This is a genomic window from Streptomyces axinellae (assembly GCF_039532135.1).
GTDB classification, from domain to species: Bacteria; Actinomycetota; Actinomycetes; order Streptomycetales; family Streptomycetaceae; genus Streptomyces; species Streptomyces axinellae.
Genome location: NZ_BAAARJ010000016.1, coordinates 166,561 through 188,597, shown reverse-complemented (window position 1 = coordinate 188,597; position 22,037 = coordinate 166,561). Strand labels below are relative to the sequence as shown.

General features: G+C 70.0%; 17 protein-coding genes and 3 pseudogenes. 8 read left to right on the top strand and 12 right to left on the bottom strand.

Going from position 1 to position 22,037, the window contains the following annotated elements:
• Window positions 1–149 precede the first annotated feature (149 nt).
• Window positions 150–1,631, top strand: a complete 1,482-nt coding sequence (locus ABD339_RS23655) for an NCS2 family permease (RefSeq protein ID WP_344568435.1) — start codon at window positions 150–152, stop codon at window positions 1,629–1,631.
• Window positions 1,632–1,884: 253 nt separating this feature from the next.
• Window positions 1,885–3,027 carry an XdhC family protein gene (locus ABD339_RS23650; RefSeq protein ID WP_344568434.1) on the top strand — a complete coding sequence of 381 codons (1,143 nt, stop codon included), beginning with the start codon at window positions 1,885–1,887 and terminating at the stop codon, window positions 3,025–3,027.
• Here the strand turns inward: ABD339_RS23650 and ABD339_RS23645 are convergent.
• On the bottom strand, window positions 3,014–4,108 hold the full coding sequence (locus ABD339_RS23645; RefSeq protein WP_344568433.1) for an endonuclease/exonuclease/phosphatase family protein: 1,095 nt from the start codon (window positions 4,106–4,108) through the stop codon (window positions 3,014–3,016). The two genes, ABD339_RS23650 and ABD339_RS23645, sit on opposite strands and share 14 nt — an antisense overlap.
• A gap of 180 nt (window positions 4,109–4,288) precedes the next feature.
• Between ABD339_RS23645 and ABD339_RS23640 the strand changes: the two are divergent.
• Window positions 4,289–5,973 (top strand): annotated as a pseudogene (locus ABD339_RS23640) (AMP-binding protein).
• A gap of 35 nt (window positions 5,974–6,008) precedes the next feature.
• Here the strand turns inward: ABD339_RS23640 and ABD339_RS23635 are convergent.
• From ABD339_RS23635 to ABD339_RS23620, 4 genes and pseudogenes are all read right to left on the bottom strand, one after another.
• Window positions 6,009–6,731: a hypothetical protein gene (locus ABD339_RS23635; RefSeq protein ID WP_344568432.1), complete on the bottom strand. Its 723-nt coding sequence runs from the start codon at window positions 6,729–6,731 to the stop codon at window positions 6,009–6,011.
• 268 nt (window positions 6,732–6,999) lie between these two features.
• Window positions 7,000–8,769 (bottom strand): glyoxylate carboligase, encoded by a 1,770-nt coding sequence (gcl, locus tag ABD339_RS23630; RefSeq protein WP_344568464.1) that lies wholly within the window; start codon window positions 8,767–8,769, stop codon window positions 7,000–7,002.
• 123 nt (window positions 8,770–8,892) lie between these two features.
• A pseudogene (locus tag ABD339_RS23625) lies at window positions 8,893–9,816 on the bottom strand (2-hydroxy-3-oxopropionate reductase); the annotation flags it as partial.
• A gap of 46 nt (window positions 9,817–9,862) precedes the next feature.
• Window positions 9,863–10,681, bottom strand: coding sequence for a TIM barrel protein (locus ABD339_RS23620; protein ID WP_344568431.1), 819 nt, complete (start codon window positions 10,679–10,681; stop codon window positions 9,863–9,865).
• Window positions 10,682–11,332: 651 nt separating this feature from the next.
• Between ABD339_RS23620 and ABD339_RS23615 the strand changes: the two genes are divergently transcribed.
• The 3 genes from ABD339_RS23615 (at window position 11,333) to ABD339_RS23605 (ending at window position 13,051) form a co-directional block, all read left to right on the top strand.
• Window positions 11,333–12,217: a helix-turn-helix domain-containing protein gene (locus ABD339_RS23615; protein WP_344568430.1), complete on the top strand. Its 885-nt coding sequence runs from the start codon at window positions 11,333–11,335 to the stop codon at window positions 12,215–12,217.
• A gap of 196 nt (window positions 12,218–12,413) precedes the next feature.
• Entirely contained in the window at window positions 12,414–12,668 is a 255-nt protein-coding gene (locus ABD339_RS23610; RefSeq protein WP_344568429.1) for a thiamine-binding protein, read from the top strand.
• Entirely contained in the window at window positions 12,668–13,051 is a 384-nt protein-coding gene (locus tag ABD339_RS23605; protein WP_344568428.1) for a helix-turn-helix domain-containing protein, read from the top strand. The genes ABD339_RS23610 and ABD339_RS23605 overlap by 1 nt, the downstream gene beginning before the upstream one ends.
• 897 nt (window positions 13,052–13,948) lie before the next feature.
• On the opposite strand, the gene ABD339_RS23600 is transcribed toward ABD339_RS23605, so the two are convergent.
• The 3 genes from ABD339_RS23600 to ABD339_RS23590 all read right to left on the bottom strand — a co-directional run bounded on the left by ABD339_RS23600 (window position 13,949) and on the right by ABD339_RS23590 (window position 15,414).
• Complete coding sequence (locus ABD339_RS23600; protein ID WP_344568427.1) at window positions 13,949–14,539, bottom strand: hypothetical protein; 591 nt, start codon at window positions 14,537–14,539, stop codon at window positions 13,949–13,951.
• 372 nt (window positions 14,540–14,911) lie between these two features.
• Window positions 14,912–15,196, bottom strand: coding sequence for a hypothetical protein (locus ABD339_RS23595; RefSeq protein WP_344568425.1), 285 nt, complete (start codon window positions 15,194–15,196; stop codon window positions 14,912–14,914).
• Window positions 15,197–15,198: 2 nt separating this feature from the next.
• Complete coding sequence (locus ABD339_RS23590) at window positions 15,199–15,414, bottom strand: hypothetical protein (RefSeq protein WP_344568423.1); 216 nt, start codon at window positions 15,412–15,414, stop codon at window positions 15,199–15,201.
• 103 nt (window positions 15,415–15,517) lie between these two features.
• Here ABD339_RS23590 and ABD339_RS23585 point away from each other — a divergent pair, with 103 nt between their 5' ends.
• Together ABD339_RS23585 and ABD339_RS23580 are read left to right on the top strand one after the other, a co-directional pair.
• Complete coding sequence (locus ABD339_RS23585) at window positions 15,518–16,390, top strand: helix-turn-helix domain-containing protein (protein ID WP_344568422.1); 873 nt, start codon at window positions 15,518–15,520, stop codon at window positions 16,388–16,390.
• Entirely contained in the window at window positions 16,383–16,568 is a 186-nt protein-coding gene (locus ABD339_RS23580; RefSeq protein WP_344568421.1) for a DUF397 domain-containing protein, read from the top strand. Before ABD339_RS23585 ends, ABD339_RS23580 begins: the two co-directional genes overlap by 8 nt.
• A 353-nt stretch (window positions 16,569–16,921) precedes the next feature.
• Here the strand turns inward: ABD339_RS23580 and ABD339_RS23575 are convergent, their stop codons facing one another.
• The 4 genes and pseudogenes from ABD339_RS23575 to ABD339_RS23560 form a co-directional block, all read right to left on the bottom strand.
• Window positions 16,922–18,298, bottom strand: coding sequence for an IS1380 family transposase (locus ABD339_RS23575; RefSeq protein ID WP_344568420.1), 1,377 nt, complete (start codon window positions 18,296–18,298; stop codon window positions 16,922–16,924).
• Between the two features lie 128 nt (window positions 18,299–18,426).
• Complete coding sequence (locus ABD339_RS23570; RefSeq protein WP_344568419.1) at window positions 18,427–18,804, bottom strand: Hsp70 family protein; 378 nt, start codon at window positions 18,802–18,804, stop codon at window positions 18,427–18,429.
• A gap of 100 nt (window positions 18,805–18,904) precedes the next feature.
• Entirely contained in the window at window positions 18,905–20,917 is a 2,013-nt protein-coding gene (locus ABD339_RS23565; protein WP_344568418.1) for a hypothetical protein, read from the bottom strand.
• 278 nt (window positions 20,918–21,195) lie between these two features.
• Window positions 21,196–21,992 (bottom strand): annotated as a pseudogene (locus ABD339_RS23560) (transposase).
• Between the last annotated feature and the right edge of the window lie 45 nt (window positions 21,993–22,037).

The following is a 22,037-nucleotide window of genomic DNA, read 5'->3' as shown; positions in this document are numbered from 1 at the left end:
CCGGAAGTCCTCAGCCGCCGGACAGGTCCGCACCGGCCCCCGCCGGCGGCTGAGGCGCAGACGCAAGACGCGGGCCGTCCCCCGGGTCGTGCTTCCCCAAGCCCCGGCGCACGCCGGGGCGCCCCTATGAACCTTGGGAGACGGCACACATGACCCAGTCCACAGTGGGGCCGACGACGTCGGCGCAGGACGCGGGCCCCGGCTCGCGCGTCCCCGCCCGACGCTCGTGGCCCGACCGGTACTTCCGCATATCCGAGCGCGGCTCGACCTTCGGCCGCGAGGTCCGTGGCGGTGTCACCACCTTCATGGCCATGGCCTACATCGTCCTGCTCAACCCCGTCATCCTCTCGGTGCCCGACGCCGCCGGACACAAGCTGGACGGCGGGCAGGTCACCACGGCCACGGCGCTGGCCGCCGCCGTGACCACGCTCGCGATGGGCTTCATCGGCAACGTGCCGCTCGCGCTCGCCGCCGGGCTGAGCGTCTCGGCGGTGCTGTCCTTCCAGGTCGTGCCCGAGATGACCTGGGGCAACGCGTGGGCCATGTGCCTCATCTACGGCTGCGTGATCATCCTGCTGGTCGTCACCGGGCTGCGCGCACTCATCATGAACGCGATCCCGCTGGCGCTGAAGCACGCCATCACCATGGGCATCGGGCTGTTCGTCTGCCTCATCGGGCTCGTCCAGGCCGGCTTCGTCACCTCGATGGGCGGACCGGGCGGCGTACCGGGCGAGAAGCCCATCCAGCTCGGCACCTCCGACATGCTCACCGGCTGGCCGGTGCTGTGCTTCGCCTGCACCGTGCTGCTCATCTTCGCGCTCCAGGTGCGCAAGGTGCCGGGAGCGATCCTGATCGGCATCGTCGGCGGCACCGTCCTGGCCGCCCTCGTCCACCAGTTCGCCGGACTGGACAAGAAGGACTGGGGCGGCAGGAACGCGCCCGAGATCACCGGCTCCCTCGTCAGCTCGCCCGACTTCGGACTGTTCGGCTCGGTCTCCTTCAAGGGGCTCGGCGACGTGGGCGCCATCAGCATCGGCGTCATCGTCTTCACCCTCGTGCTCGCCGGCTTCTTCGACGCGATCGGCACCATCATCGGCATCGGCCAGCAAGCCGGGCTCGCCGACGACACGGGCCGTATGCCGGGCCTGAACAAGGCGCTGGCCATCGACGGCGCGGGAGGCGTCGTCGGGGGAGTGGCAGGCGCCTCGGGCCAGACCGTGTTCGTGGAGTCCACCGCGGGCGTCGGCGACGGCGCCCGCACCGGCCTGGCCAGCGTGGTCACGGGGCTCGGCTTCGCGCTCTGCCTGTTCTTCACGCCACTCGCCCAGGTGATCCCGCCGCAGGTGGCGGCTGCGGCGCTGGTCGTCATCGGCTCGATGATGATGACCAACGCCATGCACATCGACTGGAGCGACCCGGCGACGTCGATTCCCGTCTTCCTGACGACCGTACTGATGCCGTTCACGTACTCCATTACGGCCGGTATCGCCGCGGGTGTGATCGCTTATGTTCTGATCAGGGCCGTCCAGGGAAAGTTCCGCGAACCCGGATGGCTGATGTGGGTGCTGGCCGCCGTCTTCCTGGCGTACTTCGCCCTCGACCCGATCGAACAGTGGCTGGGGGCCAAGTAGCCGGGTAGCCGACAGGCCCCGGCCGGGCCGCGAGCGGCCCACCGTCCCCAGGGGCCGGGCAGGAGCGCGGGCGGGAGAGGGGCCCGCCCGCGCCCCTGCCCGGCCGAACCCCTCGATGAGAGCACCCGGCCCCGATGAGAACACCCGGCCCCGACGAGAACACCGGGCCCGACGAGAACCGGGCCCCCGACCAGCACACCGGCCGAATCCCCACGAGCACACCCGGCCGTATCACCGCCGAGGAGAAACACACATGCTGGACATCGCCGCAGAGCTGCACCGCTGGTGCCAGGAGGGGCGGGAGTTCGCCGTCGCCACCGTGGTCGGCGTCGGCGGCAGCGCCCCCCGGCAGCCGGGCGCCGCACTGGCCGTCGATACACACGGCGAGGCCGTCGGCAGCGTCAGCGGCGGCTGCGTCGAGGGCGCCGTCTACGAGCTGTGCCAGGAGGCACTGGAGTCGGGAACCGCCGTCCGCCAGACCTTCGGCTACAGCGACGAGGACGCCTTCACCGTCGGCCTCACCTGCGGCGGCATCATCGACATCCTGGTGACCCCGGTCCGCTCCGGCGCCCCGGTGCGGCCCGTGTTCGCCGCCGCCCTCGCCGAGTCCGAGGCGGGGCGCGCCGCCGCGCTCGTACGCGTTGTCGAGGGCCCCGGGACGCTGGTGGGCGGCGCCCTGTGGCTGGACGCCGACGGACAGCCGCACGGCCGGCTCGGCGGGGCGCCCGAACTCGACTCCACGGCCGCCGCCGAGGGCCGCGCCCTGCTGGCGGTCGGCCGCACCGGCACCGTCACCATCGGTGCCGACGGCAGCAGGTGCGGGCAGCCCGTCACCGTGCTGGTGGAGTCCTCGGTGCCGCCGCCGCGCATGCTCGTCTTCGGCGCCATCGACTTCGCCGCCGCGCTGGTACGGGTGGGCAAGTTCCTCGGCTACCACGTCACCGTGTGCGACGCGCGGCCCGTATTCGCCACCGCCCAGCGCTTCCCGGAGGCCGACGAGATCGTCGTCGACTGGCCGCACCGCTACCTCGACTCCCAGGACGTGGACGCCCGTACGGTCATCTGCGTGCTGACCCACGACGCGAAGTTCGACGTGCCGCTGCTGGAGCGCGCCCTGCGGCTCCCGGTCGCCTACGTCGGCGCCATGGGCTCCCGGCGCACCCATCTCGACCGGCTCGCCCGGCTGCGCGAGGCCGGCGTCTCCCCGCTGGAGCTGGCCGCGCTGCGCTCCCCGATCGGGCTCGACCTGGGCGCCCGCACCCCCGAAGAGACGGCCCTGTCGATCGCCTCGGAGATCGTCGCGGCGCGCCACGGGGGCACCGGCGTCCCCCTGCACGGGGCCCACACCCCCATCCACCGCGACCCGGGCCGGACCGCCGGCGTCAGAACAGCTTGACGTTCACCAGGAAGGCCCGGTGATCGGTGCCCTTCAGATCCAGGAACTGGCCATCGACCGGCACCATCGGTCTGCTCAGCAGCACATGATCGATCTGCGCGCCCAGCGGCGGCGCGGTGCGCGCGGGCCAGGTGGGCGTACGGGAGTTGCCCAGCATCCGGGCCGCGTCGTGCAGGCCCGTCTTGAGCACGTCGCGGAAGGCGGAGTGGTCCTGCGAGGCGTTGAAGTCGCCCGCGATCACCGTGGGCAGCGTGCCGCGCGCGTTCGACCAGGCGCGCAGCCGGTCCAGCTCCACCCGCCAGGCCGCCGTCCTGCCCAGGCTGGGCGGCATCGGGTGGGCCACCTGAAGGCGCACCCGATGCCCCTCGATGTCCGCGACAGCGCCCGGCATGTCCAGGTGTGCGGGCACCCGCGAACGGTCCCGCAGCGGATAGACGCTCAGCAGCGCCGAGCCCCGCGCACCCCCGCCGTCGGAGATGATCCGGTGCGGGTAGGCGTCACGCATCTCGGAGGTGCGCAGCGCCTTGGCACACCGCGCGGAGCACTCCTGGACGGAGACGAACTGGGGCCGCTCCCTGCGCAGCGTCTCCACGAGCCCCGGGGTGGCCGCGCCGTAGCGCAGATTGGCCGTCAGTATCCGGAACTGCGCCTTGGCCGGGCGGCCCTCGGCGCCGGAGGGCGCCGGGGCCCCGTACGGCTGGAGGAACCAGCCGGTGGCTGCCAGCACCGCCAGCCCCCACACCAGCAGCAGCGGGCGCCGCGCCAGCGCGGCGCCCAGCAGCGCCAGCCAGGCGGGCGCCAGGAACCAGGGCAGGAAGGCCAGCAGCTGCGGCACCGGCGTCGGCCCGTCGGCGTCGGCGCCCCGCACGGCGAGCGGCACCGTGAGGACGGCCAGGGTGAGTGCGCTGAGCGCGGCGATCAGGGGGTGGCGCGGCCCGCGCCGGGCGCGCGGATACCGCCCGGCACGGGGTGGATGCCCGCCGTCGTCCGGCGCGTCCTCCACCGCCTCGCCGGGTGCCTCGTCCGCCGTCCGGCCCGGTGTCCCGTTCCTGGTCCGTCGTGTGCTCGCCCCCGTATACACCTCCCCGATGATGCCCCACGGGCGGTCGCGGCGGGGTAAAGGGCGCAGGGGAGAAGTGTGGGGCACGGGTGAATCGCGGCGGGCGGCCCGCGCTCCCCGGCGAGTGGGCCGGTGCCGGGGCTGGTGCGGGGGCGCCGGGCCGTACACGATGGCTGCCAGCACGACCTGCCAGGAGGAGACATGCGCCCGTCCACGCCCACCGAGGAATTCCGTGCCGCCCGCGACACCCTGCTGCGGCACCGTACGGACTACGACGCCGCGCGTGCCGCCTTCGAGTGGCCCCGGCCCGAGCGGTTCAACTGGGCGCTGGACTGGTTCGACCCGATCGCCGAGGGCAACGACCGTTTGGCGCTGCACATCGTCGAGGAGAACGGCACGGAGCGCCGACTGACGTTCGATCAGATGCGCACCCGTTCCAACCGCGTCGCCAACTGGCTGCGCGGGTGCGGCGTAGGGCCTGGTGATCGCGTCATCCTGATGCTGGGCAACCAGGCCGAGCTGTGGGAGACCCTGCTCGCCCTCATGAAGCTGCGCGCCGTCGTCATCCCCGCCACCCCGCAGCTGGGCCCGCACGACCTGACCGACCGGGTGCGGCGGGCGAGGCCCGCCATGTGGTCGTCCGCGCGGCGGACACCGGCAAGTTCGCGGAGGTGAAGGGCGACTACACGCGCATCGCCGTGGGCAGCGGCGGCACACCCGAGGCGGGCTGGCTCGCCTACGAGGATGCCCACAAGGCGCCCGAGGCATTCGACCCCCAGGGCGTGACCAGGGCCGATGACACGCTGCTGCTCTACTTCACCTCCGGTACGACGGCCCTGCCCAAGCTGGTCGAGCACACCCATGTCTCGTACCCGGTGGGGCACCTGGCGACGATGTACTGGATCGGGCTCCGGCCCGGCGATGTGCACCTGAACATTTCCTCGCCCGGCTGGGCCAAGCACGCCTGGTCCAACTTCTTCGCGCCCTGGAACGCCGAGGCGACGATCTTCATCCACAACTACGCGCGCTTCGACGCGGTCCGGCTGATGACCGAGATGGACCGCGCGGGCGTCACCAGCTTCTGCGCCCCGCCCACGGTGTGGCGCATGCTCATCCAGGCCGACCTGAGCCGCCTTCAGACGGTGCCCCGCGAGGTCGTCGCCGCGGGCGAGCCGCTGAACCCGGAGGTCATCGAGCATGTGCGCCGGGTCTGGGGCACCACCATCCGGGACGGGTTCGGCCAGACCGAGACCGCCGTCCAGGTCGCCAACACCCCGGGCCAGCCCCTCAAGCCCGGTTCCATGGGCCGCCCGACCCCCGGCTACGACGTCGTCCTCCTCGACCCCGTGACGGGCCGGCCCGGCGCGGAAGGGGAGATCAGCCTCGACCTGTCCCGTCACCCGGTCGGACTCATGACCGGCTACCGGGGGGACGAGGCCCGTACGACGTCGGCCATGGCCGACGGCTACTACCGCACAGGGGACATCGGCGCGCGCGACGAGGAGGGCTACCTCACCTATGTGGGGCGCTCCGATGACGTCTTCAAAGCGAGCGACTACAAGATCTCGCCCTTCGAGCTGGAAAGCGTGCTGCTGGAGCACGAGGCGGTGGCCGAGGCGGCGGTCGTCCCGTCACCCGATCCGGTACGGCTGGCCGTCCCCAAGGCGTATGTCGTCCTGGCGGAGGGCTGGACGGGGAGTGACGAGACGGCACGGCAGCTGTTCGCCCACTCCCGCGAGCGGCTGGCGCCCTACAAGCGGGTGCGCGTCCTGGAGTTCGCCGACCTGCCCAAGACGATCTCCGGCAAGATCCGCCGGGTCGAGCTGCGGGCCCATGCGGCGGGGGAGACGGGGTCGGGCGCTCCCGGGGTGGAGTACCGGGACTAGCGCGTGTCAGGCCATCTGCGGTCCCCCCGCCCCCGCTACCTCGGCGTACGGATCAGCTGGTCCGCCGGGTCGTTCACGGCCTTCGGGGTGCCCGTCAGGTCGAGGACGAACAGGGGGAGGGCCAGCTCGTCCGCGCGGTAGCGGGCGTCGCGCGCGTACCCCGCCAGGCAGAAGGAGACCGCGACGGCGGAGTCGTTGAGACCGTTCAGCCACAGCGTTTCGATGTCCCGCAGCGGGGTGGGGGAGGTCGTCGGATCGACGTGGGCGACGATTCCGGGTCCGCGCAGGTCGATTCCGGAGGCGGGGGTCCGCTCGGCCACCCGGATCTCCGCGAACCCCAGCCAGCGCAGGTACTGGGCCGCGGCCGTCTTCGCGTCCTGAGCGGTACGGATGGTGACGGGCCGGAACGCGGGGCGCGGGATGGGGGTTTGGGCCGGTGCGGGGGTGGGTGCGGGCGGGGGTGTCGGGGCCGGGCGGGAGGCCGGGGACGACGGTGCGGGCGGGTGGATGGGGACCCGCAGGACCGTTCCGCAGTCGCAGCTCAGTTCGGGCTGCGGCCACTCTTCCACGTTGCCGCAGGCCGGGCAGCGCGCCGAGACCCAGGAACCGGCCCATGTCCGGTGCCGGACCTGTACCGGCGTACTGGAGCCCATCACCGGCAGGGCGACCGGCGCGCCGCAGCCGCAGGGGTAGACCGGCGCTGTGTAGCGGTGTTCACGACGGCAGACGGGACAGCGCACTTGCACACTCTCAGCCATCGCTGCGGCTCCTGGCACGGTTCAACGGACGGTCATGTTCCCCCCAATCGTCCCCGATCCAGGGCCTTTTACGAAGGGCGTACGGCGGACGGGTTGACGAGGTTGACAGAGACCGCGGCGGGCGTGCGGTGGGGCGGGCATGGGTGTGCCCCCGTGCGGGGCCGGCCACCCCTCATCTTGGGCCGGATCCGCACGGGGGCTCGCGGCGGGCGACCTCCCAATCGGCCCGCGCGCGGTCTTTGGCGGGGGCCGCGTACCCCGCGCCGGGTCAGGACAAGGGGACCGCGGCCGTCGGCGCGTCCGCCGCCGACCTCGCCAGGTCTTCGAACTCGTTCACCGAGGCGATATCGGTACCGCTCATCGCGATGTCGGTGACGCGTTCGAGGATCGCCTCCACCACCACAGGCACCCGGAATTCCGCGGCGAGCTTCTTCGCCTCCTCGAAAGCGGGCAGCAGTTCCCCGGGGCGGCGTACGCGGAGCGCCTTGCAGCCGAGGCCCTCGACGACCTTGACGTGGTCCACGCCGTAGGCACCCAGCTCGGGGGCGTTGATGTTGTCGAACTCCAGGTTGACCTGGAAATCCATGTCGAAGTTCCGCTGTGCTTGGCGGATGAGGCCGAGGTAGGAGTTGTTGACCAGCACGTGCACGTACGGGATGCGGTGCTGGGCGCCGACCGCCAGTTCCTCGATCATGAACTGGAAGTCGTAGTCGCCCGAGAGGGCCACCACGTTCGCGGACGGATCGGCCTTGGCGACGCCGAGTGCGGCGGGCACGGTCCAGCCGAGTGGTCCGGCCTGGCCGCAGTTGATCCAGTGGTGCGGGCGGTAGACGTGCAGGAACTGGGCGCCCGCGATCTGGGAGAGGCCGATCGTGGAGACGTAGCGGGTCTCGGGGCCGAAGGCCCGGTTCATCTCCTCGTAGACGCGCTGCGGTTTGAGGGGCACGTTGTCGAAGTGCGTACGGCGTTGGAGCGTTGCCTTGCGCTCCCGGACGGCGGCGGCCCAGGCCGAGCGGTCCGGGAGACGGCCCGCGGCGGCGCGTTCGCGGGCGGCCTCGACGAAGAGCGTGAGGGCGGGGTGCGCGTCCGAGACGATGCTGTAGTCGGGGGCGAAGATCTTGCCGATCTGGGTCGGGTCGATGTCCACGTGCACGAACGTGCGGCCCTCGGTGTACTTCTGGAGGGCTCCGGTGTGCCGGTTGGCCCAGCGGTTGCCGATGCCGAGGACGAAGTCGGACTCCAGGAAGGTGGCGTTCCCGTAGCGGTGCGAGGTCTGGAGGCCGACCATGCCCGCGTGCAGCGGGTGGTCGTCGCCGATCGCGCCCCAGCCCATCAGGGTCGGGACGACGGGGACGCCCATCAGCTCCGCGAATTCCACCAGCAGCGCGGACGCGCCGGCGGTGAGGACGCCGCCGCCCGCGACGAGCAGCGGGCGCTCGGCGGCGGCCAGCATGTCCAGGGCCTTGTCCACCTGGCGGCGGGTGGCGGCGGGCTTGTGCGGGACCAGCGGCTCATAGGTGTCGGGGTCGAACTCGATCTCCGTCACCTGCACATCGAGCGGCAGGTCGATGAGGACCGGGCCCGGCCGGCCGGAGCGCATCAGATGGAACGCCTCCTGGAAGACGCCGGGGACCTGGGCCGCCTCCAGAACGGTGGTGGCCTTCTTGGTGACCGGGGCGGCGATGGAGGCGATGTCGACGGCCTGGAAGTCCTCTTTGTGGATCACGGAGGTCGGCGCCTGGCCGGTCACGCACAGGATCGGTATCGAGTCGCCGATGGCCGAGTACAGCCCGGTGATCATGTCGGTGCCCGCCGGGCCCGAGGTGCCGACGCACACGCCGATGTTGCCGGGCGCGGTGCGGGTGTAGCCCTCGGCCATGTGTGAGGCGCCCTCGACGTGCCGGGCGAGTGTGTGCTCGATGCCGCCCGCCGCGCGCAGTGCCGCGTAGAACGGGTTGATCGCCGCGCCGGGCACGCCGAACGCCGTGTCCACGCCCTCGCGTTTGAGGATCTCGACTGCCGCACGGGCAGCGGTCATACGTGCCATCGCACTCTCCTGGTTCGGTGCAGGTGCCTGGTTCGGTGCAGGGGGAGCCGGACGGCGGCGTCCGGGCGCGACAGGACAGTGTCGAACGCCGCCATCCGGGTCAGGGGCCGGCCCTCAGCCGCCGTCGGGGCTCTGGCCCGACAGCCGCTGGACGCCGCGCACCAGCGCGGAGTGGTCGAGGCCGCCGTCGCCCTGCTGGCGCAGCGCGGCGACGAGTTGGGCGACCAGCCCGCCCGCGGGCACGGCCGCGCCGACGGCGCGGGCCGCGTCGGTGACGATGCCCATGTCCTTGTGGTGCAGGTCGATTGTGAAGCCGGGCCGGTAGCTGCCCGCGAGGATGCTCTCCTTCTTCCGGGTGAGCACCGTCGAGCCGGCGAGGCCGCCGTTGAGCACGTCGAGCGCTGCCGTCAGGTCCACACCGGACTTCTCCAGGAAGACCACGGCCTCGGCGACGGCCTGGATGTTGACGGCGACGATGAGCTGGTTGGCGGCCTTCACGGTCTGCCCCGAGCCGGCCGGTCCGCACCGCACGATCGTCTTGCCCAGCGCCTCGAAGACGGGCTTCGCCGCCTCGAAGGTCTCCTGCTCGCCGCCCACCATGATGGACAGCGCCGCCTCGATCGCCCCGGCCTCGCCGCCGGAGACCGGCGCGTCAAGTGCCTTGATCCCCTTGGCTCGTGCGGCCTCGGCCACCTCGATGGAGGTCTGCGGGGTGATCGAGGACATGTCGATGAGCGTGCCGCCCTCGGGGAGGTTGTCCAGGACGCCGCCCTCGCCGAGGACGACTTCGGCCACCTCCGGGGAGGCCGGGACCATCGTGATGACGACGTGTGCTTCCCTGACCGCTTCGGCGACCGAGGACGCGCCCTTGCCGCCGTCCTTCACGAACGCCTCGGTCTTCTCCGCCTGCCGGGTGTACGCCGTGACGTCGTAGCCGGCCTTCAGCAGGTTGCGTGCCATGGGCGCGCCCATGATGCCGAGGCCGATGAAGGCGATACGGGTGGTGTCGGGGGTGTGAGCCATGACTGCCTTCCATGCGGGGTGTCGCTGTCGCCCTCCGTCGGGCGCCGGATCATGTGGCCGGCTACTTGTCCAGCCAGGCGAACGAGGCCGCGCTGCCCTGCTCGCCGGGCTTGTACTCCAGCCCGATGACGCCCTCGTAACCGGCCTTGTCCAGCCGGGCGAAGAGGTCGTCGAAGCGGAGGCCGCCCGTGCCGGGGGCCCCGCGTCCGGGGTTGTCGGCGATCTGTACGTGCGCCGTCCTCGCAGCGTAGGTGTCGATGGCGGAGGGCAGGTCCGCGCCGTTCATGGACAGGTGGTACAGGTCCATGAGGAAGCGTGCGTTGTCCAGGCCGGTCGCCGCGTTCACCGCGTCGATCACCTCGATGGCGCGGGGCGCGCTCACCAGCGGGCACTGGGGCGACTCGGGCGCGTTGAGCGCCTCGATGAGCAGCACGGCCTCGGCACGCGCGGCCGCGTGGGCTGCCAGCTGGAGGTTCTCCAGCGCGAGCGCGTCCTGTTCCTGGGGGGTTGCGCCGGGTACGCGGTTGCCGTACAGGGCGTTGAGCGCGCGGCAGCCCACGGAACGGGCGAAGTCCGCGGCGACGTTCACGTTCGCGCGGAACTTCTCCGACTCCTGGCCCGGGACGGACAGTGCGCCCCGGTCGGGGCCCGGCAGCCGGCCCGCGTAGAAGTTCAGGCCGGTGAGCTGAACCCCGGCGTAGTCCAACGCGCGGCGCAGCGCGTCGAGTTCGGCCCGGTCGGGCACGGGGGATTCGATCCAGGGCCACCACAGTTCGATCTTGTCGAAACCGGCCGCGGAGACGGCGGCGGGGCGTTCCAGCAGGGGCAGCTCGGTGAAGAGGATCGAGGCGTTGACGGTGAACCGGTGCGGGGAGGTCACGGCGACCGCACTTCCTTCCGTGAGTCCGGGTTCTTTTCGATTCTTCCGTAATGTGGAATATAGATTCTGCGTACTGGAAGAGTGCTCTTGGGGAGGGGAGGCTGTCAAGGGCTGCTGTACGACCGGGGGCGGTGTCGTGTGACCGGACGCGAGCGCGGGTCCGCTTCCGTGCGATCCGACAGGGGGTGGGGCGGGCCGGGGGCGCGGAGAGGTGGCGCGCGCTGCGGGTGCCCCGAGCGCCCCCCCAAGGCTTCAGTGCGACATCTCCTGGGGGCTTGCGGACATCGGAGAGGCCGGCGCGCCCGGTGCGCGCGTCCGGAAGGGGGGTACGCGGGGTGGCGTGGCTGCCGCGTGCTGCGAACCGGCCGCCGTTCCTTCCGGTCTGTCCGGTCTATTTGTGCGCCCCTTCGCCGGGCGGGGCAGCCGCCGCGGACGGCACCGTGATCGCTCTTCGGGCGCCGGGCCGCTCGGCCCCGAACCGGCAACTGCCGCGTACCCTGGGTTGATTGCGCGGGATTCGTGCCGAAAGTACGCGCTGGTGTGGCGCCTTGCCGGACGGCTCGGACCCGAGCATATTCTCCGAGTGTCTGTACCCGAATGTCGCGCCGGTGCCACACTGATGTGACCGCTCGGTCACCCTTGGGAGTCGTCATGCCCGCCATCGTTGAGCCGTCAGGTGAGTTCTCGCAGTCAGGACCCACGGCGCTGCGGATCATTCTGGGCGTCAAGCTGCGCAGGCTGCGTCAGGAGCGGGAGATCACCCGCGAGGATGCCGGGCGCGCCATCCGTGGCTCCCACGCGAAGATCACCAGGCTGGAGCGCGGACAGGTCGGCGCCAAGGAGCGCGACCTCGCCGATTTGCTGACGCTCTATCATGTGCTCGATCCGGATGCCCGCGCCGAGTTCTTCGCGATGGCGCGGCAGGCCAACTCCCCGGGCTGGTGGCACCAGTTCTCGGATGTGCTGGAGGACTGGTTCGAGCTGCACCTCGGCCTGGAGGACGCGGCGTCGATGATCAGGACCTACGAGGTCCAGTTCCTGCCGGGCCTGCTCCAGACCGAGGCGTACGCCTACGCCGTGAGCCGCCTGGGCTACCCCAACACCGAGACGCGCAGCATCGCCCGCATGGTGGCGCTGAGGCTGGCCCGGCAGCGCGTGCTGAGCAGGCCGAACCCGCCGCATCTGTGGGCGGTGGTGGACGAGGCCGTCATGCGGCGCCCCTTCGGCGGGCCCGATGTGATGCGGGAGCAACTGGAGTATCTCCTCAAGATGACCGAGCTGCCGCATGTGACGCTCCAGGTCGCGCCGTTCCACGTGACCGCCGCCGCGGCGGGCTCGCCGGTCACGATCTTGCGGTTCAGCGACCCCGACCTGCCGGACAAGGTCTACCTGGAGCATCTGACCAGCGCCGTCTACCTCGACAAGCAGGCGGAGATCGACCAGTACACCCTGATCATGGACCGGCTGAGCACCGAGGCGCTTCAGCCGGTCGAGAGCGCCGAGTTCATCCGGGGGCTGGTGGACGAGCTGCGCTGAGCGCGGCGGGGGCGTGCCCGCCGGGCCGGAGTCCACGGGTGAGCCAGCTTCGGAGCGTGGCCCGGCGGGCGCTGCCGGGCCGGCACGGGACGGGGGCGCCGGGTCGGAGCCGGGTGGTGGGGTGAGGCGCCTGGCCCGAGTGGCGGGAGGGGGCTGACCCTCCGTGCCAGTCGCGTCCCGTCGATAACCTTGGCCCATGACGCGACTGCGAGTGGAGTTCACGACCGAACCGTTCGACCTGGACGAGGCGCCGGCGCACGCGGTCGCGGCCCGGGAGGTCGTCCGGGCGAGGGCCCTTGACGCCGTCGATGTCGGCCCGTTCGGCAACACCGCCGAGGGTTCGGCCGACGAGGTGCTCGCCGCGATCTCCGCCCTGCTGCACACCTCGCTGGAGGCCGGGGCCACCCGGGTATCCTTGCAGGTCAACGTGATCGGGGAGGGCGAGGGCTGATGGGCGACGGCGCGGGCGGCGCGGGGCATCCGTTCGTCGTGGCGGTCAAGCCGCTGGTGGACGCGATGGGCGGCGAGATGGTCCCGCCGCAGCAGGCGAGCGGGGACGATGTCGTACTCGCCTGGGAGGGCGAGAACGTGATCGCCGTACGGCTGCCGCACCTTTCCGACTCGCTCGGCCACATACTCGCCGAACTGGAGCGGCGGCACGGGGTGCCGCTCGCCGAGCTGGATCGCAAGGCCAAGCAGTCGGTGGTCCGTACGCTGGAGGCCCGGGGCGCGTTCTCCGTCCGTCACGGGGTCGAGACGGTGGCCGGAGCTCTGGGCGTCAGCCGCTTCACCGTCTACAACTACCTGAATCGCGCCGGCGGCTCCCCGGACTGAGCCCGGCCCGGGGCCGTCCGCCCCGGCTTCCCGGCCTCTGCGCCGCTCCTGCGCAGGGCGGGGAGAGCGCAGCTCTGGACAGGATCGCTCACGGCTGTTGCCGGGGTCTCTCCGCCGTCTGGACTACTTCGGCGGGCCTGGACACTGCTCAGGCCGTCTGTCAGCCCCAGTACGGGGGAATGTCAGCAGGCACCGGACGTAGATACTGGAACGGTCTTTGGCATAGCCCCCGGAGTAGGCGTCTTGGCCCAGTTCCAGTCGCACGTGGTAGTGATCCAGAGCATCCGCCAGCCGACCGTGGTCCACGCAGACCTGACGTAGCTCCGACTCCAACCAGGAGTAGGCGCCTGCTGCATCCGAGTAGGTACCTTGATGCATCTGCCGAGGCTTGCGGAACCAATCGCTGAGCGTGAGAGGGCGAACAGCGACGTTGATGTTCTTCGCCTCGCTGTAGTCGGGATAGCGGCCTGTGTATGCGAACGCATGCCAGTGCAGGGACAAAACCGCATCCGAGATCAACTGACCGGGAAGTGATGAACTGCCCCGTCAGCCCCAGGTGTGGCGCCACTTCGTCTGATGTGAAGAGCCCGTCCGTGCGCCTCGGGGGCTGACGCACGGACGGGCCGTTCGGGGTGCGGATCTCCGATACGGTCGGCCGTATGGAGCCGCCTTTCGTTGATCCTGACTCTGACGCGCTGGCGTGCGGCATCTGCCCGGCGAAGCGTTTTCCGCGTAGCGGGTTCGTGGTCTATGACCGCCCCACCAGGGAAGCGCCGTTCAACCCTGCCGATGGATTCCGGTACGATACGGAAGGAACTCCGGTCTGCGTCCATCCGCACAAGGTTGGACTGGCGCCGGACAGAATTGCCCCACCGCCTGAGTCCGTAGAGCCAGAGGTCAGGCAGCCGCGCCGTAGGAAATGGCCACCTTTTTTCCGCGCTCGCTGACGCCAATCCCCTCGTACAGCACGTCGAGGACTTTGCGGCGCCGCTCCGTTTCCTCCGCACCGATCCAGAAGCGCGGATTTACGTCCTCGCCGTACGCGAGTTGATAGACCTCGTGCGTGTAGTCGCCGTGGTCCCAGGCACTGTTCCGGTGCTCCAGGTCTGTCATGTGCACGAACTGGATGCCGTGACGCTGCATCATGCGCGTCAGAAGCGAGAACTGCGCCATCATGGCGTGCGTCATGGTGTCTACCGGCACCGGCATGGGCAGTTCGGCCGCAGATTCGTTGCCGTCCGTGATGTCCCACACCGCGGACTTGATCGCCATGGCTCGGACTGCTTCTTTGAACAGCCCAGGTGCGTCCGCTTCGGCGTCGTACGTCGTGACGAGCGGGTACCCGTAGAAGTCGTCCCAGTCGGATGTGTACTGCGAGACTGCCGCCTCAAGGCGCCCGATTTCCGGGTCGCTCATCAGCGCCGCGTGGATCTCTCGTGCTCGCACGGCTACCTCTGTAGGCGCCGGGCGGCTCATGGTTTCTGTCACGTCCTGCACTCTCCTTTTTCGGTGGTGCATTCTGCTACCCGTACGGCTATCGATCACCGTCTGCCGATAGCCGTACGGGCCTTCCTCCCACCGGAGATGTTGGGATCACCCAGCGGGAGAGCTTGGTGCCCGCCCCCGTCGTTGGGAATGGGTCAGGAGGAGAACCATTCGATCGGCAGGGGCGGAGTCATTTCACTGTGCGGACGATTACCGACGCGGCGGCGCTGGTGTAGCCGTGACGGGCAGTCAGGTGCCGTTGGTACAGCTCCCGGAGCGCGGCCAGGTGCTCACCTTCACCCTCTCGGCTGATCAGGGATGGGTACCGCGTGCAGTCGTCGCAGTGACTTGTCGTGCGTATCGGCAGAACACCCATCACGCGCTCTCTGTGGGGTAGATCAGCGAGCCGCATTGTGCGCAGTGCCTGCCGTCGTCCTGTTCCTCCAGCGGGCCCAGGTGGTTGCAGACGGGTTCCACCTCGTCTACGGGGTAGCCCCACTCACGTCCCCCCGTGAGGGGCCGCGTGTACGCGGTCTCCACCAAGCGCCCGAGGCGGCCCGGTAGGCGGCGCGAGTCGTAGACCGGCTCTACCGCCATGAGCCGTAGCAGCTCTTCCGATCCGCGTACCCGGACCGTGGTACCGATTTCGATCTCCACCACGGTTACTCCACCGCCCGGCAGCGCTCGCGCACGATCTCCATGGCGGCGGGGTTCGAGAACCCATGTGAGCTGTGCAGATGCTCCCGCCATGTGTCCTGTAGACCCACGGCCAGTGCGTTGCACCGCGTATTGCGGATGGCGTCCGGCGCCTGGCGGCATGTCGAGCAGTGCTCCAGCATGCGCTGTCTCAGGTCTGCGTCCGGGTCGGCGTGGCTCACGGCGGGTACTCCCTCGCATCGTTGCGCTGTGTGGTCAGAGCAACACAATTCCGGCTACGCTGGCTACCGTTGACGGGGCGAGCGTCAACATGGGCAGGTAGGTGTGGGGCATTTGACAGTGCATAGGGGCTGGTCAGAAGTGGGGAAGACGGGTCCGGGCGGCAACAGTTTGACCGGCGCTGAAGTCACGCGGCGGTTCGGGGCAGACGTGCGCAGGGTGCGACTGGCGCGCGGGCTGAAGCAGCATCACCTAGCGGACGGATCCGGCTACAGCATCAGCTACGTGTCCAAGGTCGAGTCGGGCGACAAGGTGCCCAGCGAGCCATTCGCGGAGGCGTGCGACCTGATTCTTGGGACCGTGGACCTTTTTACGGAGGCTCGACGCCGCCTCTTGTCAGGCGAGAACGTGCCCGACTGGTTTGTGCCGTATATGGCCCTGGAGGCGCAGGCGGACAAGATCCTCGACTTTTCCCCGACGTTCCCCATGGGGATGCTCCAGACGGAGGCGTACGGCCGCGCGGTACTTCAAGCGGGCCGGTTGACCGCCCAGGGGGAGAACGTTGAAGCGGTGCTTGCGGCCCGACTTGACCGGCGAAAGCTGCTGGAGAGCAGCACAGCTCCCGATGTGTGGGTAGTTCTCACGGAGAGCTGTCTCCGTACGCCTGTCGGGCCTGCGGCTGTGATGCGCGAACAGCTCGACTACTTGGTAGAGATGGCTGAGCACCCTCGTATCACCATGCAAGTACTGCCGTTCAGCGCGGGCGCGTCTCCCTGCGCGTCGCCATACACCATGCTGCGGGGCGACGGCAAGTGGATGGTGTATGTAGAGTTTCCCTACGGGGGTCGCTCCTATGATGATGAGCCGTTCCTCACGGAATGCGTAGAGCTGTACGACCTGATCAGGGCGCGTGCACTGGGCCCGGAGGCATCCATCGAGTGCATCCGAAACATCAGCAAGGAATACGGAGATGACTGACAGCCAGTGGATCAAATCCAGCTACAGCGGCCCTTCCGGCGGCCAGTGTCTCGAATGGGCACCTGCCGTCGCCGCCACGGGGAGCGTGCCCGTCCGGGACAGCAAGGACGCGAGCCGTGCACCGTTGCGCTTCTCAACGGCTGCGTGGAAAAGCTTCGTTGCCGAGGTGAAGCACTGACGTAATGTCCGGGCCCCGCATGTCACCAGGCATGCGGGGCCTCTCGCTGTCCGCCTACTCGCCCAGGCTCGGAAGAAAGCTCATGACTGGCTGTTCGACCGTTTCCGGGCCCACGGCGCTTGCCTGTAGGAGAAGAGCGAGCGACCTGTCCGGGGAGACGTTAGAGGCTACAACTACCTCAACCGCCCCAACCTCGATGTTTCATGACGGCCCACCGACGGAGTCGGTGGGCCGTTTCGCTTTCGGTGGCTGATGGCGGGCATTCCGAGGGCCCGAGTGTCGCCTCGGGTGGGCGCCGGGTTCCACTGCTCCGGGCTGGGTCCTCTTTTCGTATGGACAGGCGAACCCGCTGGTCAGCCGGGGTTGGGTAGGAGCGCGAGCCGTTCAAGGGCGCCGGTGATCTCGCCGGTCCAGGGCCAGTGGCGGGCGAGGCGGAGGATGCGGCGCCGGCCGGTGGTGACGAGCTGGGCGGCCGCGGAGAACAGGCGGAATCGCAGCCGGCGGGGCTCGAAGAGCCGGGCCTGGCCGGTCAGAGCGAGCATGGGCATCCAGGCCAGCAGGTCGAGCGCGATCTGGACGATCTCCAGCCAGACCTTGTTCTGGGCGGTGTGGTGCAGGGGCAGGTTGCGCAGTCCGGTCGCGCGGGCGGCCCGGATACGGTCCTCGGCCCGGGCTCGCAGGCGATGGCGGAGCTCGAGCTCGGCGATTGGCCGGTGGGGGGCGTTGGTGGCGAAGCAGGTGATCCGCATGCCGTCCGCGTCGGTGATCCTCAACTGGGCACCGGGATGCGGCCGTTCCTTGCGGACGATCAGCCGCATGCCCTTCGGCCAGCCCGTGAGCAGGTCGCCGGTGAGTTCGGCGACCCAGGCGCCGTCGCGGACCTCGCCGTCCGTTTCGATGGCCGGGGTCCAGGCCGATGCCGGGATCTTGAGGACGTGGCTGTGGATGGCCTCGGTGATCACCATGCCGACCGAGTAGGACAGCCAGCGTCCTCGCTTCGCGAGCCAGGCCACGAAGTCGTGGGTGCCGCCGGCGGAGTCCGTGCGGATCAGCGTCTGCCGCCCGCACCAGTACTTCTTCGGCAGCTGGGCCAGGGCGAGCTGGGCGGTGGTGATGTGGTCGGCGGCCGTGTTCGAGCCCGCGTTCCCCGGCCGGAGGAGGGCCGCGACGGGCTCTCCGGTTCCGCCCGGGCCGTGGTCGACGAAGGCCGTCAGCGGGTGATGGCCGTAGGTTTTCTTCCAGGTCGCGGCCGCGTCCTGTTTGTCGGAGTGGGCGATCACCAGGACGCCGTCGAGGTCGACCGTGACCTGTCCGTCGGCGTCCGGGGCATTCTCCCCGGCCAACAACCAGACGCGCTGCCGGACTTCGGACCGTACGGCCCGGAGGGCCTGCAGAGCTTTCTCGCCGGAGGCCGCGAGGGTGTCGATGAGGCGGGAGACGGTCGGGTCGGAGGCGACCGGGCCGAAGAGGGCCGGCTCGCGCCGCAGCATTGCGACGTCTGCGAGGCATTCCCCGCCCAGCGCGACCGCCAGGGCAACGTCCAGCAGGATCTTGCCCGGATCGTGCACCGCCCGAGCCTTCCCCCACGGCGTCAGTGCCGCGGATATCGCGGTGTCCAAGCCGGCCTTGCGGACGGTCTCGACCAGCAGCACGCCCCCGGCCTGCGAGACCACCGCCCGGCCACCGCCCTCGATGCGGACACGCGGGTGCGACCCGACACGCTTCTTCACCTGGAGAGTGCTTCTTCCGTGTAGCCAACAGGCCCCTAGACAAGTCCAATCGTTGCAGGTCAGGAGCACTCTCCGCTTATTTGAACAAGCCTCGGACGCCATACCTCGCGAAAGCTCGAGGCTAATCCTCACTGCCAGTCGGTGCGCTCGCTTCGGTCCAGGACAGGTACGGGGACGTGACGACGCAGGGTGGCCCAGTTGGAGGAGTTGACCAGACCGGCGGCCGAGCGGTCCACAGTACTGGTGGCCATGTTGCCGCTGCCCAGGTCCTTGGCCCTGACATGGAAATTGCCGTTCGCGTCGAGGTCGAGAACGACCTCTATCTGGGGCACTCCTTTGGGGGCGGGCGGGCTGCGTACCCAAGTAATCGCCGTCCCCGGGTTCGGGCAAGACCCTCGGCGCCTACGAGACCGCCCGCCACCTGGAGTCCCGAGGCCGCATGCTGGCCTGGCCCCCACCCTCAACCCGCTCACACATGCGGTCCAGCGATGGCACCAGTACCGCATGAGCGGCCAGACCCACGGCCAGACCCACCCCCGGAAAGCCGCCCGATTTCTTGGAGCAGCACGCAACCGGACGCTCCCCAGCCCCGGCGTGCTCAACTCTTCAGCGCTTGCGTCTTTTAGCCGGGGCACCCGGCTGTGGATGCTTGCGTCTTTTAGCCGGGGAACCCGGCTGTGGCCAGGCGGCAGCCGGCCGGGCGGCAGCTGTCACCGGTCCGGCCGCAGGCAGACCAGCACCAGCACCAGCACCAGCACCCGGCGTCATACGGGCGACCACCGCGCTATGCACCGCCGCCGCCTCCACTGATGCCCGGGCCCCGGACCTCAGATCCCGTGCCCGCTCCACTCCCGGAGCGATATGGAAGCCGCGCTTCTCCCCCCGGGGCTGGAGGGGGATTTGCGCATCCTTCAGCACCCGCACCTCCGCATCACTCGCCCTGCCACTCGGTTGGAGGAGATCATGCAGGCGCCGCCGGGCCTTGATCTCCCACTCCGGCGCACCATTTCTCACGGCTGCGGGGAGGGTGCCGAGTCGGATGAGAGCGGGATAGCCCTCCTCACGCGGGAGGCCGTAGAGCCGTGCGATCCCCATCGCCGAGTCGACAGCGGACACGGCCCGCGCATTCTCACTCTCACGCTCCACTCCCCGATCGATACGGAAACCGCCCCCCTCCCTTCGGAGCTGCAGGGGGATTTGCGCATCCCGCAGCACCCGCATCTCCGCATCACTCGCCCTGCAACTCGGTTGGAGGAGATCACGCAGGCGCTTCCGGGCCGTGTTCTCCCACTCCGGCGCGCCTTTTCTAGCGGCTGCGGGGAGGGTGCCGGGCGGGATGAGAGCGGGATAGCCCTCCTCACGCGGGAGGCCGTAGAGCCGTGCGATCCCCATCGCCGAGTCGACAGCGGACACGGCCCGCGCATTCTCACTCTCACGCTCCACCCCCGGATCGATACGGAAACCGCGCCCCTCCCCCCGGGACTGGAGGGGGATTTGCGCCTCCTGCAGCATCCGTACTTCCGCGGGCTTCGCCCTGTGCGCCGGGTTGAGGAGGTGATGCAGGCGCTTCCGGGCCGTGTTCTCCCACTCCGGCGCGCCTTTTCTAGCGGCTGCGGGGAGGGTGCCGGGCGGGATGAGAGCGGGATAGCCCTCCTCACGCGGGAGGCCGTAGAGCCGTGCGATCCCCATCGCCGAGTCAACACCGGACACGGCCCACGCATTCTCACTCTCACGCTCCACTCCCCGATCGATACGGAAACCGCCCCCCTCCCCCCGGGACTGCAGGGGGATTTGCGCATCCCGCAGCACCCGCACCTCCGCATCACTCGCCCTGTGCGCCGTGTTGTGGAGATCATGCAGGCGCTGCCGGGCTTTGTTCTCCCACTCCGGCGCGCCTTTTCTTCTAAACGCGGGGAGAGTGCCGGGCGGGATGAGAGCGGGACGACCCTCCTCACCCGAGAGGCCGTACAGCCGCGCGATCCCCATCTCCGAGGGCACGGCCCGCGCATTCTCACTCTCGCGCTCCACCCCCGGATCGATATGGAAGCCGCCCCCCTCCCCCCGGGGCTGCAGGGGGATTTGCGCATCCTCCAGCACCCGCACCTCCGCATCACTCGCCCTGTTCCTCGGGGTGAGGAGGCTGTGCAGGCGGTGCCGGGCTTTGTTCTCCCACTCCGGCGCGCCTTTTCTTCTAAACGCGGGGAGGGTGCCGGGCGGGATGAGAGCGGGACGACCCTCCTCACGCGGGAGACCGTACAGCCGTGCAATTCCCATCGCCGAATCGACAGCGGACTCGGCCCGCGCATTCTCACTCTCGCGCTCCACCCCCGGATCGATATGGAAGCCGCCCCCCTCCCCCCGGGGCTGCAGGGGGATTTGCGCATCCTCCAGCACCCGCGCCTCCGCGGGCTTCGCCCTGCAACTCGGTTTCAGGAGGTCGTGCAGGCGGTGCCGGGCTTTGTTCTCCCACTCCGGCGCGCCTTGTCTTCTACGCGTGGGAAGGGTGCCGGGTCGGATGAGAGTGGGATAGCCCTCCTCACCCGAGAGGCCGTACAGCCGCGCGATCCCCATCTCCGAGGGCACGGCCTCGGAAGGCACGACATACGTGGTCTGGTCCATGTGATCCTCTGCAACAACCCGGCACCGGCAGTCCATTTACCACCACAACCACGTACCCCACCGCCCCGAGGGTTCACCAGGCAGGAAGAGCGGCACGAGAACCCGGCCGGCCGGAGAGCGCCTGCCGCCCTGCGGCATCTGAAACCGCCCCGGGGCGACCAGCGGCGAGGAACTGGCCGCGGCTTCGCCCGGGAGAGCCCGCCCAGAGGCATGGCCCGGCGGGCGGGCTGCGTACCCAAGTAATCGCCGTCCCCGGGTTCGGGCAAGACCCTCGGCGCCTACGAGACCGCCCGCCACCTGGAGCCCCGAGGCCGCATGCTGGCCTGGCCCCCACCCTCAACCCGCTCACACATGCGGTCCAGGGCATGGGTGATGACGTCGGTCCAGGGCCAGTGCTCCGCGAGGCGGAGGTAGCGGCGGCGGTCGGTGGTGACGAGTTGGGCGGCGGTGGAGAACAGCCGAAGCCGCAGGCGGCGGGGCTCCCAGAGCCGGGCGGCGCCGGTCAGTGCGAGCAGGGGCATCCAGGCGAGCAGGTCGAGAGCGATCTGGACGATCTCCAGCCATATCCGGTTCTGCGCGGTGTCGTGGAGGGGGAGATTGCGCAGTCCGGTGGCGCGGGCGGCGCGGATGCGGTCCTCGGCCGCTGGCGGTGGCGCAGTTCGAGGGCGGCGATCGCCTCGTCGGCCAACTGCCGGACGCGTTCGCGTACTTCGGCGCGGGCGGTGCGCAGCGCGGCCAGGACCCGCTGTCCGCCCGACGCCAGCTTGCTGATCAGACGGGAAACGGTCGGGTCGGAGGCCACCGGCCCGAACAAGGCACGCTCGGCCCGCAGCAGGCCCACATCGGCCAGGCAGTCCCCGCCCAGCGCCACCGCGAGCGCCACATCCAGCAGGACCTTGCCCGGATCATGCACCGCACGCCGCTTGCGCCACGGCGCGAGCGCAGCGGATATCGTCTGATCAAGGCCAGTCTTTCGGACCGTCTCGACCAGCAGCAGGGACCCGGCCCGGGAGACCACCCCGCGGCCGCCGACCTCGACACGGACATGCGGGTACGACCCGATACTCTTCTTCACCTGGGAAGTACCTCCGACGGTGACGGGAACAAGGACCTCAGCAAT

What these genes read in the sequence shown, in the direction of transcription:
- ABD339_RS23655 (WP_344568435.1), top strand. Translation starts at nt 150, where the DNA reads ATGACCCAGTCCACAGTGGGGCCGACGACGTCGGCGCAGGACGCGGGC.
- ABD339_RS23650 (WP_344568434.1), top strand. Translation starts at nt 1,885, where the DNA reads ATGCTGGACATCGCCGCAGAGCTGCACCGCTGGTGCCAGGAGGGGCGG.
- ABD339_RS23635 (WP_344568432.1), bottom strand. Translation starts at nt 6,731, where the DNA reads ATGGCTGAGAGTGTGCAAGTGCGCTGTCCCGTCTGCCGTCGTGAACAC.
- gcl (WP_344568464.1), bottom strand. Translation starts at nt 8,769, where the DNA reads ATGACCGCTGCCCGTGCGGCAGTCGAGATCCTCAAACGCGAGGGCGTG.
- ABD339_RS23615 (WP_344568430.1), top strand. Translation starts at nt 11,333, where the DNA reads ATGCCCGCCATCGTTGAGCCGTCAGGTGAGTTCTCGCAGTCAGGACCC.
- ABD339_RS23610 (WP_344568429.1), top strand. Translation starts at nt 12,414, where the DNA reads ATGACGCGACTGCGAGTGGAGTTCACGACCGAACCGTTCGACCTGGAC.
- ABD339_RS23605 (WP_344568428.1), top strand. Translation starts at nt 12,668, where the DNA reads ATGGGCGACGGCGCGGGCGGCGCGGGGCATCCGTTCGTCGTGGCGGTC.
- ABD339_RS23580 (WP_344568421.1), top strand. Translation starts at nt 16,383, where the DNA reads ATGACTGACAGCCAGTGGATCAAATCCAGCTACAGCGGCCCTTCCGGC.
- ABD339_RS23570 (WP_344568419.1), bottom strand. Translation starts at nt 18,804, where the DNA reads ATGCGGTACTGGTGCCATCGCTGGACCGCATGTGTGAGCGGGTTGAGG.
- ABD339_RS23565 (WP_344568418.1), bottom strand. Translation starts at nt 20,917, where the DNA reads ATGGACCAGACCACGTATGTCGTGCCTTCCGAGGCCGTGCCCTCGGAG.